13 protein-coding genes are annotated in these 15007 nt (G+C 44.1%); 11 read left to right on the top strand and 2 right to left on the bottom strand.

The window, feature by feature from the left end:
- The first annotated feature begins 4 nt into the window (after positions 1-4).
- Positions 5-97: an IS3 family transposase gene (locus AC1DM9_RS14130; protein ID WP_477510785.1), complete on the top strand. Its 93-nt coding sequence runs from the start codon at positions 5-7 to the stop codon at positions 95-97.
- 82 nt (positions 98-179) lie between these two features.
- On the opposite strand, the gene AC1DM9_RS14125 is transcribed toward AC1DM9_RS14130, so the two are convergent.
- On the bottom strand, positions 180-1025 hold the full coding sequence (locus AC1DM9_RS14125) for a thermonuclease family protein (RefSeq protein ID WP_477580550.1): 846 nt from the start codon (positions 1023-1025) through the stop codon (positions 180-182).
- Positions 1026-1222: 197 nt separating this feature from the next.
- Between AC1DM9_RS14125 and AC1DM9_RS14120 the strand changes: the two genes are divergently transcribed.
- The 10 genes from AC1DM9_RS14120 (at position 1223) to AC1DM9_RS14075 (ending at position 12935) form a co-directional block, all read left to right on the top strand.
- On the top strand, positions 1223-2926 hold the full coding sequence (locus AC1DM9_RS14120; RefSeq protein ID WP_477580548.1) for a DNA repair helicase XPB: 1704 nt from the start codon (positions 1223-1225) through the stop codon (positions 2924-2926).
- Positions 2923-4968 carry a helicase-associated domain-containing protein gene (locus AC1DM9_RS14115; RefSeq protein WP_477580546.1) on the top strand — a complete coding sequence of 682 codons (2046 nt, stop codon included), beginning with the start codon at positions 2923-2925 and terminating at the stop codon, positions 4966-4968. The genes AC1DM9_RS14120 and AC1DM9_RS14115 overlap by 4 nt, the downstream gene beginning before the upstream one ends.
- A 70-nt stretch (positions 4969-5038) precedes the next feature.
- The gene (locus tag AC1DM9_RS14110; protein ID WP_076268255.1) at positions 5039-5533 is read left to right on the top strand and encodes a YlbF/YmcA family competence regulator; all 495 of its coding nucleotides are present in this window, start codon (positions 5039-5041) and stop codon (positions 5531-5533) included.
- Between the two features lie 200 nt (positions 5534-5733).
- Positions 5734-5997 (top strand): YlbG family protein, encoded by a 264-nt coding sequence (locus AC1DM9_RS14105; RefSeq protein WP_053375618.1) that lies wholly within the window; start codon positions 5734-5736, stop codon positions 5995-5997.
- Positions 5998-6284: 287 nt separating this feature from the next.
- Entirely contained in the window at positions 6285-6710 is a 426-nt protein-coding gene (locus tag AC1DM9_RS14100) for a hypothetical protein (RefSeq protein ID WP_372238996.1), read from the top strand.
- Positions 6711-6842: 132 nt separating this feature from the next.
- Complete coding sequence (locus AC1DM9_RS14095) at positions 6843-7754, top strand: selenium metabolism-associated LysR family transcriptional regulator (RefSeq protein ID WP_076268257.1); 912 nt, start codon at positions 6843-6845, stop codon at positions 7752-7754.
- Positions 7745-8611: a PHP domain-containing protein gene (locus tag AC1DM9_RS14090; protein WP_477580544.1), complete on the top strand. Its 867-nt coding sequence runs from the start codon at positions 7745-7747 to the stop codon at positions 8609-8611. The genes AC1DM9_RS14095 and AC1DM9_RS14090 overlap by 10 nt, the downstream gene beginning before the upstream one ends.
- Positions 8612-9241: 630 nt before the next feature.
- Complete coding sequence (locus tag AC1DM9_RS14085; protein WP_477580572.1) at positions 9242-10591, top strand: glycosyltransferase family 2 protein; 1350 nt, start codon at positions 9242-9244, stop codon at positions 10589-10591.
- A 15-nt stretch (positions 10592-10606) separates the two neighbouring features.
- Positions 10607-11713, top strand: a complete 1107-nt coding sequence (locus AC1DM9_RS14080; protein WP_477580542.1) for an acyltransferase — start codon at positions 10607-10609, stop codon at positions 11711-11713.
- 118 nt (positions 11714-11831) lie between these two features.
- Complete coding sequence (locus AC1DM9_RS14075) at positions 11832-12935, top strand: glycoside hydrolase family 18 protein (protein ID WP_477512362.1); 1104 nt, start codon at positions 11832-11834, stop codon at positions 12933-12935.
- Positions 12936-13092: 157 nt separating this feature from the next.
- Here the strand turns inward: AC1DM9_RS14075 and AC1DM9_RS14070 are convergent, their stop codons facing one another.
- A complete protein-coding gene (locus tag AC1DM9_RS14070) occupies positions 13093-14856 on the bottom strand; it encodes an Rqc2 family fibronectin-binding protein (protein WP_430055100.1) in 1764 nt (587 codons plus the stop codon).
- Between the last annotated feature and the right edge of the window lie 151 nt (positions 14857-15007).

Here is a 15007-nt window from a genome sequence, read left to right as displayed (position 1 = left end):
GGACATTGAAGCCTACATTCACTTTTACAATTACGAACGATTACAGGCGAAACTAAACGGCCTCAGTCCAATGGAGTTTAGGACTAAGGCCGTTTAACAGGTTTTATTATTTGTAATGTCTACTTGACGGGGTGCAGTTCAGTGCGCTGTTAAACGCGCTTGGACAGCCTTATTTGTTATTAGTCTTCCCATACGGCTACTAATTCATTGTATTCGTTATAGAGCTCCGCAGGGTCCGATTCTTTGTTGTTCCAAATATTTGTTGCTCCCCAAAGGAGCAGGTCATCATCTGATGAACGCACCTCGTCTGCTGAGGAAATGATTACTCTTTTCTGTGCATTCAGGACATATTGGCCAAACGGATAGGTTTGATTGCCTCGAACGCTAACCAGCTTCCAGCCTTTCATTTGAATGGCATCATCCGTCGTATTCGTTATGGTGACAAGCTCGGCTTGTTTGTCCACCTCAATCGTAATGCCGCTTCGCGCCGCTTTTTTTACAGGGAAGCTTGTGTGATTAATTTCGGCGTCATTGCTCCATAAACCTTGCTTAGCTTGTTCAGCTTGCTGCTCCAGCTGCTTGTATGCGTTTTCCATCTTGACGTTAGGCTCTATGATGAGTACCTTCGCAAGACCTTCCTCGATAAGTGCCTCGTTTAATATTCGTCCATCCTTCAGCTCCACGATTGCGAGCGTACGATCGTAGCGATCTTTAAGCTCCTTATCGAAAGTAAGCCTAACCTCTTGCGACTCTGTCAGAAGCGTCTCAGTGAAGGCAGCAGCTTCGGGTCCGAATGGATCGGCTGGACTATCTTGTTTCTTGGTCTCCGGCGTATCCACATAAAGCAGTCGAATCGTCGTTTCACTAGAACCTGTTTTGATTTTGAAAGTATCACCATCTATAAAGCCAGCTACCTGATACCATTGGTTGGTTTGTATAACGTTCGAAGAAAGCTCGGAAATGGCCGTACAGCCGGCAAGCGGCATGCAAATGAGCATGAGGAGAATGATTATAATTCTTTTCATAGATGCGGTACCTCCACCCCAATTTGCAGTTTATATACAATCTTCTTATTACTATAACACATCTTGAACATAAAAATCGCGCAGTTGTCCAGATACTTAAAGCATAAAATGGTGTTAATTTCTTCATACTGTGAGGAAGAGCAAGATCTAGGCTGTTTTTTTGAGAGGCCGTTTTGATGAATTTTTGAAGGAGGAGAATGATGCAGCATCCAAACGATCGGCCATTAATTGTGCAATCAGACTTAATGGTTCTGCTTGATGAACGCAAGCCACATGCACAGCAAGCTAGAGATAAGCTCGTTCTCTTCATGGATGCAATTAGAAGAGCTGGAGCGATCCATACTTATCGAATGACACCTTTGACTCTCTGGAATGCAGCAGCAGCTGGGATTACTGGCGAAGAAATCATAGGTTGGCTAACAGATTACAGCAGATACGAGCTGCCATTTCAAGCGGAGGCAATGATTCGCAAACTGATGAGCAGATATGGCAAGCTTTGGTTGTCTACGGAATCGAACAAACTGATGCTGCACGGAGAACAAGCTATTTTGGATGAGCTTTCGGAACAATCGTCAATAACAAGCTGGGTAAAAGCACGGCTTAATGCCGCTTGGGAGCTTGATGAAGGCTGTAGAGGCGCCTTGAAGCAGGAGCTGACACGACTTGGATATCCTGTCATTGATCTAGCAGGATATCATGTGGGCGAGGAGCTCCCGGTAAAGCTGAGGAAGCATACGCTGCGAAATCGTTTGTTTGATTTAAGGGACTATCAGCAGGCTGCTGTCGAGCTTTTTTATAAGGAAGGCAAAGTGGAAGGCGGGAGCGGCGTAATCGTGTTGCCTTGCGGAGCGGGTAAAACCATTGTGGGCATAACCGCATTGGCTCGTTTGGGCAGAGCAACACTTATACTTACTTCTAATTCTACCTCCGTAAAACAATGGAAAGACGAGCTGCTGGATAAAACGTCGCTGTTGAATGCGGATGTTGGTCAATATTGCGGCACATTGAAGCAGGTACGCCCTGTTACGATAGCAACTTACAATATTTTGACGCATCGCAAATCCAAGGAGTCCCCTTTTACCCATATGAAGCTGTTCTCCCAACGGGATTGGGGGCTAATTATTTACGATGAGGTGCATTTGCTGCCAGCTCCAGTCTTCCGGATGACTGCAGATATACAAGCGACAAGACGGCTTGGCTTAACCGCGACACTCGTACGTGAGGATGGCTGTGCTGAGGATGTATATTCATTAATAGGTCCGAAGCAGTTCGACATGCAATGGAAGACAGCCGAGGCTGGCGAGTATATAGCGGCAGTAGCTTGCACAGAGATTAGGGTTCCACTACATATAAGTAAAGCGACTTTGTATGCACAGGCCTCTGCGCGTTCCAAGCTCAGATTGGCTGCGGAAAATCCTGCAAAAATCAAAGTTGTAGAGCAGCTATTGCGGGAGCATGCAGGCAAACCGACTTTAATTATTGGCCAGTATTTGCACCAGCTGCATGAGCTGTCCGCAGTTATTGGCGCTCCCTTGCTGACGGGAGAGGTGCCGCAGCTCGAGAGACAAATGCTTTATGACAGCTTTAAAGCAGGCGACATATCGGTGTTAATCGTATCCAAGGTAGCTAATTTTGCAGTGGATTTGCCTGATGCATCCGTAGCCATTCAATTATCCGGCAGCTTTGGCTCACGGCAGGAGGAAGCTCAGCGGATTGGGAGATTGCTGCGGCCAAAAGCGATTAACAATTGCGCATGGTTTTATACCATTGTAACGGATCAGACGAAGGAAACGGAATTTGCGATGAAAAGACAGCTTTTTATGCTGGAGCAAGGGTATCACTACGAGAGACTTAGTTTGCCGCATGATGAGGACAAGCTTGAGGAGGCTGCTGCTCTATGAAAATGAAACAGCTGCTAGGCAAGTTAACTGCTGAGCGCTTGGATCATATGATGCAGGGACCGCTATGGAAGACAGCTGGTCAAAGAGGCCTGACATGGGGTGAAGCAGCGGTAGACGATGAGACAATTCGAGAAGCTGTATCTATGCTCTCGCCGTATGCAGCGGAAGTATTGACGGAAATGCTGCGTTATTTTGCAGCTGCTCCCGCAGACGGAGAACGGCTCCTTAAAGTTCTTCGGAACAACACAAGCCTCTCAGGGGCGGAATGTCAGCTCGCATTGGCAGAGCTTGAGGAATGGGGCGTATTATTCACGGTACATAAAGTATGGGGAGAGAGTCTGTATTTTATGCCTGTAGAATGTTTCGCAGTGTGGCAGAGGATGTTATTCCCATACAAAGCTGAGGCGCTGACTGAGCTTCAGAGGGAAAGACTAATGAATGGTGTCATGCGACCTTATTGCAGGCCGCTTGGCAGACAGCTGCTCAGTGCCTTTTCGTTATTGGGGAGAAGCGGCTTATCTCTTACGACAAACGGCACGCTTCCCAAGAAGACGATTGCTAAGCTGCTGCAGGCTGCAGATTTGGAGGAGTGCTGGCTTAAATCATTTGATCTGAAATGGTCCTACTCAGATATTTATCCTGTACAGGTTGCCTTCATTTTGGAAGCAGGTTTTGCGTTTGGGCTGTTAACAGCAGTGAATGGGGCATTGAAATGGAATGATGACCAGCTTAGAAAATGGCTAATGCTTGATGAGGCAGTGAGAGAATATCAATTAATGAATTGGTGCTTGGCGCTGCTGCTTCCAGCCGCGGGTGGAAACGCCCATTTGGCTGCCTCGTTGACGAGTCTTCAAGCAGGTGAATGGTATTCTAATCAGCGTGTGGATACGTGGCTTCATGAGAATCGTATCGTTGCCGATATAGGCCAGGAGCAAAACATAAATCGAAGTCAACCAAGGCCAAGCTGGTTTGGTTTATGGCATAATCTAGGCTGGATGGAGCTGGTAGATTGTCAGCAAGCAGCGGACAATGAGTTTTTTTTCAGATGGAAAGCAGCTGCTCCATTACGTAAAGAGCCTCCGATGCAGGTGCAGGAGCTTGATGCAGTTGTTACTGTTCAACCGAATGGGGAATTGATTGTACAGCGAGAATGTCCCTTCTGGATAAGGTGGGAGCTGGAGCTGATAGCTGAACGCAAATCAGATGAGCAGGTTTCTGTTTACCGTCTTGAAGCAGCATCAATTACAAGGGCGCTGGAGCAAGGAAGATCAAGAGCCTCCATTCAAAGCTTTCTTGAGCAGGCATCAGGCGGAGATCATTTGCCTTCTACGGTAATCGCTTTGTTGGAAGTATGGACGAGCCGTGCTAGCCGTACTTTTTTCGCAGAAGTTGCGCTGCTGCGCTGCGATAGTGAAGAGATGGCGGCAATAGTGGAAAATGATTCTGGTGTAGCCCCTTTATTGATGGAGAAGCTTGGTCACTTGGATTTCATTGTTGAAAAGTCTCATATAAGTGAGATTCGATCATGTTTGCAAAAAGCAGGATATCCCGCACGCAAAATGGTTCAGACAGAATTTGCGAATGACGAATATAAATACCCATTCGTTAGTTTCGAGATAGACGGATCGCGCTTACTTGAACTTCTGCCGAAGGAGGAATCAAAAATACCCGCTCCATCTTATATTTATGAATCTTTTCCGCTTCATCATTATGAACTCAGTGATTTAGCCGCTAGGAAAAAACCGCTATTGTTCTCTGAAATGGAGCTTGTGCCTTCCATGTGGACAAAGCAGCTGCGTGCATACCATCATTCGACAAGAAAAGAATTAATCGAGAAGGCATTGCAATGGCAAACGCCTGTTCAGCTTCGCATGGAACGAGAGCTTCGTTCGTTTGTGCCTGAGAAGCTTGAGCAGCAAGGCGACGGATGGGCCGTCGTCGGGCTGCTGCGTGATGACCCGCAGCGAGAGCAGATCAGGCTGACTCCTGATATGTGGGAAGAGATGTGCTTAGTGATACCAGGCCAAGGCAGCCCAATATAATCTCTATCTATTGGCTAATTAAATATGATATGATAGTGTAGAATTTAGCGAATGGGAAAGAGGTGGATAAATGCCAACTGCTGAAGGTTTAACGGCTATTCAGTTGGAGCAACCGCAAGGCGGCGTTTCTTCTCTCGATATGGCGTCGCTGCTGCTTTGCGCCTATGATTTAGGTGATTCGATTAATCAATCGGCGGAAGTTGCCGAATATTTATATTGGAAGTCAGCTGTGAATGAAGATGAAGAAGTGAAGCAAATTACCAAACGGTTCGATAAAGCGAAGATACTGTTTGAGGAATGCCAACGATTCGGGCGCTTTCATCCTGACTACAACGAAGCGAAAGACAAAGTGAAGCAAATCGAACGAGAGCTAAGCGAAATTGAAAGCGTTCGCCGCTTCAAGCTAGCCGAGCAGATCGTCGATGAAATGCTTTATGATGTATCCCGCACGATAGCGGAGTCCGTTTCGGACAATATTAAAGTGCCTGGCAATGAAAAAGCTGCCGGCGGCGGTAGCTGTGGAAGCGGCGGCTCATGCAGCTGTGGAAGCGGCGGTTGCGGTTAAGTTATAAGCCATAAGAGCGAACAAGGAAGAAGCATAGGCTTACGAAGTGAGGTTTGCTACGCAAACCTAGGTAAATGCTTACGAAGTGAGGTTTGCTCCGCAAACCTAAGTAGATGCTTACGAAGTGAGGTTTGCTCCGCAAACCCAGGTAAATGCTTACGAAGTGAGGTTTGCTACGCAAACCTTTTAGGAGGGAAAAGATGCTACCGGATCGAACAGGTTATATCGTTTGGGTAAGTGATTTGAAAGCGGCAAGATCACTGGAGAGGTTCGGGACGGTTCATTATATGTCGCGGAAGATGCATTACGTTGTGATGTATATGAATGCGGAACGCTCTGAAGAGGCTGTGCGGCAGATGGGGAAGCTCTCGTACGTACGGAAGATTGAACGATCGTATCGAAACGAGATTAAGACAGAGTACAGCAAAGACAGCGAAGATAAAACTAGATTTTATAGTTTGTAAAGGTTTAGTCGAAAACACTCGTCTGATGACGTTGTTCGTAAAGCTAATCAATCGCATAACGAAGGAAATATTGGTAAAAACTTCAAAAAATGCACTAAAAGACGTTTCACGGTGTGCAATAACACTGAGAAACGTCTTTTTTTTATTCTAATAGCCAGAAACTTACAAAAATGGTCGGACTTTAATTTTTTGTTGTAATCTCGGACAATCGTGATAGAATGGAATTAAATTCATAGTATAAAAGCCCTGGTTCTTTGGAAGGAGTGGGTTGCGAAGTGAAAGATAGAATGACGAGAAGATGGAACACATATGAGTCGTTTTATATTGATCTAGGTGACAAAAAAGTAGCGGATATCGTTATTACAAACCATGCCAAAAGTCGTTGGCTTGACCGGATAGAAAGTGAGAAAACCGGTTATGAAGATATAGCTGAATATTTATGGGAATGCTTGAAACAAGGCCGCATCGAGCCTTATTACCGCAATGAGCAGGACGTTTATTTAATTGACGACGATCTCGTATTTGTTGCTGAATTTGCAGATTCGATGACAGAAACGGATATAACCGGAACTCCGCTACATAAAATGATCATAGTAACTTTCCTTGGGCGCATGTCAGAAACAATCGAGCTAAGGGATCTAAAGTCCTACTATTCGTGGCTTCGCCATTCACGGCGCATGACTCTCGTCAAAAGCAGCAGAAAAAGAAAATGAGACTTTGTACCTATATATCAAAGAGTGGAGCGTCCAATCCTAAAACAGATTGCACGCTTTTTTTGTGCGTGTTGTAAGATTCTGTACAAGGTTTATAGTATAATAAGCACCAGAAGAAAGGATGATTGGACGATGGCGCTTAATTTTCATCAACTGCACATATTTTGCACGGTTGCGGAACGCGGCAGTTTTTCAGCTGCAGCGCAATCATTACATATGACTCAGCCAGCCGTTACGATGCAAGTACAGTCACTGGAAGATTATTTTGGCACGAAGCTGCTTCAGCGATCAACGAAGCGAATCGAGCTTACAGAAGCTGGACGGGCTCTTATGCCTTACGCGCAGAGGAGCATCGATCTTATACGAGATACAGATCAGGCGATGTCAGCATTCACGAAGCAGCTTAAGGGAAGATTGCAGCTCGGTTCGAGCTTAACGATAGGTGAATATATTTTGCCGCGCCTGCTTGGTCCTTTTGGACAGGAATATCCGCATATTTCGATTAGTATGAAAGTTATGAATACATCGCAAATTATGGAGGATATTTTGAATCATCAGCTTAATTTCGGATTAATTGAAGCTCCTGTTAATCATCCCGATATGCATATGGAGGCGGTAATGAGCGATGAGCTTAGATTGATCGTATCGCAATCGCATCCATTAGCCGATCGAGAATCGGTTACATTGGAAGAAGCGATGGAATATCCGTTTGTTCTGCGTGAGCAAGGCTCGGGGACAAGACTTGTCATGGAGGAGCAGCTGAGGAAAAAAAATATAGATCCTGCATCGATGAAGATCGTAATGGAGCTGGGCAGCACTGGAGCTGTCAAATCTGCTGTTGAAGCAGGCCTTGGCATATCTTTTATTTCATCTTCCTCTGTAAAACATGAAGTTGCGCTTGATTTAATTCGGATGATTAAAGTGTCGGATTCCAAGTTCCAACGACAGTTTTATTCGATATACTTAAAATCGGCTATATTGCCGATATCAGCTGTTACTTTTCTAAGTTTTTTGAGAGAGAGGGATTTGCAGCAATGGCTCTAATGAACGGACTTGCTGATTTGCATACGCACACGACGGCTTCTGATGGCATGCAAAGCCCCGCGGATAATGTTCGTCTAGCCAAAGAGGCAGGGCTTGCTGCGATTGCTATTACAGATCACGATACGGTGGCTGGTGTAGCTGAAGCATTGCTTGAAGGCAAACGATTAAACATTACGGTTGTTCCCGGTGTTGAGGTGAGCACGGTGGCAGAAGGAACGGATATTCATATTCTCGGTTATTACACGAATAATGACGACGAGAAGTGGTTATCGCGTCTTTCGAGTTTGCGCGGGCTAAGAGATCAACGGAATGAAATGATTATAACTAAATTAAATGAGCTTGGCGTTGTGCTGTCCATGGATGATGTTATCGCTGCGGCTCATGGTGAAAGCTCGAAGGAAGAGCTCCAAGCAGCCGAAGTAAGTATTGGTCGCCCGCATATTGCTGCTGCACTTATTCAAAAAGGTTTCGTTCAAAATATGAAGGAAGCTTTCGGTCGTTATTTGGCTGCCGGAGCCGCGGCGTATGTCAATCCACCGAGATTGACTCCATTTGAGGCGATTGACTGGATTAGAGAAGCGGGAGGCACAAGTGTTATTGCGCATCCTGGTTTATACAACAATGATTTTTTAGTCGAAGAACTGGTACGCTATGGCGTGCAGGGCATCGAGGTGTTCCATTCGGATCATGGACCGGAAGAAGAGCAAAGATACGGGCAGCTTGCAGCGGACTTCAAGCTGATCGTTACAGGTGGATCGGATTTCCATGGATCGCGTCAAGGCGTTGTATTTCATGGCGAGGTGGGCAGCCGTACCGTAAATGCAAGTGTGCTAAAGCAGCTTCAGCCTTCAGGATGATGACCTTAGCCATCTGAGGACTTGAAGTAAACGCTTTACTTTGCAATGAAACGAATTGTTATTGAAAGAGGCAATCTTAAGGGCTTATAACCTTTGGACTGCCTCTTTTTTTCGGTTTCGGGCGAATTTTTTGCATTTGGAAAATGGCGGTATAGATATTTGTAGTTATTATGCAATTTTTGAATTAATAAATCATAAATATGGTTTTAAACACCATAATTGAATATAAATATGGCAAAATGGTGACGAAAACGAGCAAACATAAATTTCATAAATCATTTACAAAGTGAAAATTATAGATTTTGTCGATTTTTATTTAATAGAAGCTGCCAAGAAAAAACCCACTAGGGAGGTTGATTATACGCTTTCAAAAAAATGGACTATTAGCTCATTCCTCCATCAACACCCTTGATTCGACAAGATCTGCAAATTATTGGGAGTTAAACATTTGGCTTTTAGCAAGAAAACCGAAGCAAATGATAGAAAACGATAGATAATAGCAGATGTATTCGTTTTATTGAAAACTGGTGAGATTTTACAATTCTGATAATGATGAGATAGGTTGAAAGTAGAAAAAGAAACGTAGCAATGGTTCGTAATCGCCATTGCTAAATGAAGGAGTGGATAGTTATTCAGTACATGCTGTATGCGACAACCGTTGTTTTTCTCATCTTTCAACTGCTGTATACGGTTATTCCGTTGTTCTTCAGCAAGGTGCGAAAGCTCAATAACGAGCTTGATGAGAAGTCGTTATCGGTCCTGGTTCCTGCGTATAACGAGGAGCTTACGATCAAAAATTGCATCGATGCGATGCAGGGTCTGCATTATCAGAATCATGAGATCATTATCGTAAATGACGGCTCTAAAGATCGTACCTTTAACAAGCTGCAAGAGCTATTGGACCTTCGGAATGATTACAGAAAGGCTAGTCAAAAACTGAAATATAAAAGAATTAGAGGTTTTTACCGTTCAAGCAAATTTCCCAACATCTACGTCATGGACAAAATGAATGGCGGCAAAGCCGATTCACTCAATGCTGGCATCGATTATGCGAATGGCGAAATTGTTATTACGCTTGATGCTGACAGTATGCTGGAAGTAAACTCCTTAAAATACGTAAACCAATATTTTCACGAAAGCGACATTATTGCCCTAGGGGGAACCGTCAAAATCGTACAAGGCGCAGAACGACAAGACGGCGTCATTATGGAGAAATTTATAGGAAAAGGCATTATAAAAAGCCAAGTCATTAGTTATATCCACAGCTTCTACGTACGCAAATTAACACAATCGCTATTTAACTCCATCGTCGTTATCTCAGGGGCATTCGGAGCTTTCTACAAAGAACTCATGTTTGATGTGAACGGGTTCAGAAGCACGGTTGGCGAGGATATCGACATCACTTTAAAAATCCACGAGTACATGAAAGCAAATAAACTCAAAAAAAGGCTAGTCTACGCGCCTGAGGCGGTATGCTACACCGAATGTCCGGAAAATATGAAAAACTTCTACAAGCAGCGTATTCGTTGGCAGAAAGCGTTTGTGGATTGTATCCTCATTTATTGGTCGAAATTATCTCGGAGCTTCAGTATCGGCGTCAGCTTGTTTTTTGCAATAGACGGCTTCGTACTCGGTACGTTAACCGCATTTACGACGATTTTTCACATGGCGCACGCCATTACATCGGGCAGCGGCATATGGGCAGCGATTGTACTATTCCTTGTCACGTTGTTAGTGAATGCAATTCAAATCGTGATATCACTCTATTTGTGCAAAAAATATGGCAGTAATTATTCGTTGCTGGATTATATTAAAATGTTCGGATTTAGTCAGTTGGAATTGTTCACTTACCGATTTGTGCTCCTCTACATTAACATCATTGGAACATTCAAATATTTCGACAATGATGAAGGATGGGGTTTTGTCGAACGCAAGGGCGTCGCATCCATTAGCCAAAATTCAGTGGCAAGTTCGAGATAATATTGGAGGGACATTATGAGCAGCACAGCCCATGTTCAAAATAATCGAATTATATATATTGATTTATTAAGGATTCTCTCCATAGTAGCCGTTATCGTGCTTCATATTACTGCATCCTTGCTGACCCGAACGAATGATTTTACGACAACCTCATGGTGGGTCAGCAATGTATTCAACTCAATTTGCCGCTTTGCAGTTCCAGTATTTTTTATGATCAGCGGTGCAATGATTTTGAGAATCGAAGTGAAGTCCTATAAAGGATTTTATAAGAAAAGAATACTGCCTCTGATTATTCCTTTGCTTACATGGTCATTAATTTATGGCTATTACAAGGAGTATTACATACTCAAAAGCCAAATGAGCGCGTACGAGTTCATACTCGATTTTGGCAAGAAATTAGTAACAGACGGAAACTACGTTCATTTGTGGTTTTTGTACGCTATTATTGCCATTTATATGACCGTTCCGCTAATTGGCAAGCTCGTACGCTCATGCAGTGAGAAGGATCTAAGATATTTTCTAATCTTATGGTTTATCGTCAGTATCTTGTACCGGTTAGTATCCGACATCTTCTTACGCCTAACCGATCAGCACCTTTATGTACCTAGTATGAATATTCCATTTTTTATGGGCAATTTAGGTTATTTTATGCTTGGCTACTATCTCTTTAATGTCGAGCTCCGTCCCGTTATTAAGCACACATTGTTTAATCTTGGCATCTTGTCCTTTTTCCTAACTCCAATATTGACTTATGTAGTGTCCTCATACGGCGGGGTGCTGGACGAGATGTTTTATGGCAACTATTCCATTACAAGCTTCTTAATGGCGGTCGGCGTGTTTCTGTTTTTTAAGGAAAAAGATACGATGATTAGCCGGAAAACAAATTATAAGGTTAAAAAAGTAATAGGCTCCGTCTCTACGGCAAGCTTCAGCATTTATTTAATCCATCTCTTGGTGGATACGATGGTTTCAAGGGATGTGGCTATCGATGCAACATTCCTTGAGACGACATTAAGCCTTCTGTTTAATATCGTTGCGATTTTCTCGATTAGTTATATCGTTGTCAAAGTGTTTAATTTGAATCGGTGGGTAACGCATATTTTATTTGGTGGAAGGGGGTAGCGGGGTGAATGTGAAGAAGACGGTAAAAGGGAAAAAAACGATAACTGCGCGAAAAGGAACGAAAGCGCTAAAAGTAAATTTTTTGACCAAAGCGCTTGTGGCTGTGCTTCTTGTTGGTATGGGCATTTACTTCTACCAAAGCGTAAACGCAGAGGATCGGAAGTTGTCAACGGTATATATCGAAGCCTGGCGCGACCCGAAGGATGTAAGATTATCGGAGCAGGGCGTAGATATCGCCTTTGTTGCCTTCGCCAAAATTTCCGGTACTGGCTTGTTCTTTCATGAAAAAGAAGAAGGGAACAAGCAGATCAAACAAAACATTATGCAGCTCAAAGCCAATAATCCGAAGACAAAATTTGTTCTTGCCGTTGGGGGTTACGGCGTAGATGGCTTCTCAGACGCTTCACTCGACGGCAATCGATATGTATTTACGAAAAATATTATTGATTTGGTCAAGGAGCTCGATCTCGATGGTGTCGATATTGACTGGGAGTTTCCGGCCTTTGACGCATGGGGAACCGTAAAGGCGAGTCCAAAGGATACAAAAAACTTCACAAGCTTAATGCGAGAGCTAAGAGAGCAGTTAAACCTGCTGCCGCATAAAGGAAACAAAAAGTATATTCTTACTTTTGCAGCAGGTACACAAGATTGGTATTTTAAAAATGTAGAAGTGAAGGCCGTAGAAAAGTATGTCGACTTCATCAATGTCATGAGCTACGATCTGACTGGCAGATGGTCCGAAACGACAGGATTTAATGCTAATCTTTACAAAGATAAAGGGAATAAAGCGACTCAAAGCGTGGATCAGATCGTGCGAGCTTTTCTAGATCACGGAGTTGATGGCAAGAAGCTGCTGCTTGGCATCCCAGCTTATTCATATGGCTGGACAGATGTGGACAGTGATGAAGATGGTTTTTTTGCCAAGGGTAAGCCAATCGATATCGAGAAAGTAAATATTCATTATCGAAATGTTGAGGATAACTATTTGGACAAAAATGGATTTAAGCGTTATTTTGACGATCAAGCAAAAGCAGCTTACCTCTTTAACGGCAGTACCTTCATTAGTTATGAAGACAAGGAAGCTTTGCGAGAAAAGGTCAAATACATCAAGCAAAAAGATCTAGCAGGTGCGATGGTATGGGAATATGCACAGGATGCAGAGAATGGAATCATTCAATATTTGTCGGATAACTTGAACAAGGAGCTAGGCACAGAGGATTAAATAGAAGAATAAGCGAGGCAGGAAGCTTTAAACGAATATAACAAAAGGGAACTTCTTATCCATAGAAGTTCCCTTTTGTTTGATCATAATTTCCAAATGCTGCAAATCAAGAAAATGCAGGCAGCAACGGAGTATGTTGCAGTACCGCTAAAGCTGTCTATTTCAGCTGGCATGCCAGCGATTTGATACGTCGCTCGTCCGGTGTAATAAACAATGTTTTCTGATTGTCATAGATAACAAACCCCGGCTTAGCACCGCTAGGCTTACGTACATGACGTATCGTTGTGTAGTCTACTGGAATCGAGCTGGAGTCGCGAGCCTGGCTATAATGTGCAGAGAGCATAGCGGCTTCTTCAAGTGTTGCATTGCCAAAGTCTCCGCCTTTTATAACGACATGAGAACCAGGAATATCCTTTGTGTGCAGCCATGTGTCAGAAGGTGAAGCAAGACGGTTCGTCAAATATTCGTTTTGTGTATTGTTTTTGCCGACATACATCGTTACCCCCTCGGAAGAGGTATAACAAAGCAAGGTTGGTTTAAGCGTTTTTTTCTTCTTTGGACCGCGGCGTCCACGTTCCTTCATATAGCCTTGTTCCACGAGCTCGTCACGAATTTCGCTTATATCGCCAAGAGAGGCGTTATCGACCTGCTGAAGCAAGGTTTCAAAATATTGAATTTCTGTACGAGCGAGCTCCATTTGCTCGGCCACGATGGATAGACTGTTTTTGTGCTTCGTGTAACGCCGGAAATAACGCTGAGCGTTGTCAGAAGGAGTAAGATGCGGATCAAGATCAATCTTTATTACAGCTTGCTCCTCATCATAGAAGTTGACGAGCTCAATCGTTGTGTCGCCGCGCTTCATCTGATGCATATAGGCAGTAAGGAGCTCGCCAAGCACCCGATATTTTTCAGCATCCTTCGCTTCAACGAGCGTGTCCTCAAGCTTTTTAATTTTTGTAACGTTTTTGGCTTTTTCATTTTGAACGAATCGGATGAGGTCAGCAGCGCGCTGCTTAACGGTATCGCGTTCAGCCTTATTGCCGTAGAAACCTTCAAGGCAGGCACTAATGTCTGGAAATACCGTTTCTTCTCCATCGATATGCGTAAGCTCAGTGACAGAGAAAAAGGACTTGCCGGTATCTGCGTTGGTTTTAATTGTAGGTTTATAAATGTCTTGCTTTACTTGTTCCATAAAGGTTGAGAAGCTCTTCCAAACCGCCACTACGCTTTCCTCAGAACCTTGTTCAGCCTCTGGAAGCACATCTGCACCTGCTCGATGAACCAGCTCTTTGGCGAGCAAAGGGCTAAAGCCGCTTAGCTTGTCGACTAATCTTTTGTAAAGAGGAGCGGCTTCATCCGTATCGCTTAAAGCGTCCAAAAACTGCTGCTCGTTCACAATCGAAAGCGGATCTAGTTTGCCTTGCTCAGGCGGAGAGGTATAGGTGCTGCCGGGCAATACGATGCGGTGACTGCTTATGGCTGGCGTTACATGGTGGATGCCATCGTGAATGAGGCCGGTTGAAGGGTCCATCAAAATAATGTTGCTATGACGCCCCATAATTTCCACAACAATCGTTTTATTCGATAAATCGCCGAGCTCGTCCCGATGTTTAACCTCAATATGAATGATACGCTCCCGACCAACTTGACGAACGGATTCAATCAGTCCGCCTTCGCAATGCTTCCGAAGCAGCATGCAAAACATAGGCGCTTCCATAGGGTTGACGTACGTACCGGTTGTCCAGTGCACCCTTGGGTAGGTCGGGTTGGCGGACAAGAGCAATTTGCCCTGCGTGCCGGCTCCGCGAATGCTGAAAACAAGCTCATGATTGGTAGGCTGGTGAATCTTATGTATACGCGCTCCGACACAGCGCTGTAGGTCTTGCGTAATTGCATGGGTGACGATGCCGTCTAATGCCATGTTGTTGTTCCTCGCTTCCTTTGTAAGTCTTTCTCTATCATGCCATAGTTGAACCAAAAACTTAAGTCTTTTATGGGATATTTTAAGGGCTGTCCGAATACATTTACCCTATAAAGGCTGTCCGAAGGGCCGACAACTTAGCTGCTTGGCT

It is taken from the genome of Paenibacillus sp. 01T431, assembly GCF_056398625.1.
The sequence above is the reverse complement of the archived record's forward strand: the minus strand, read 5'-3'. Positions and strand labels throughout refer to the sequence as shown.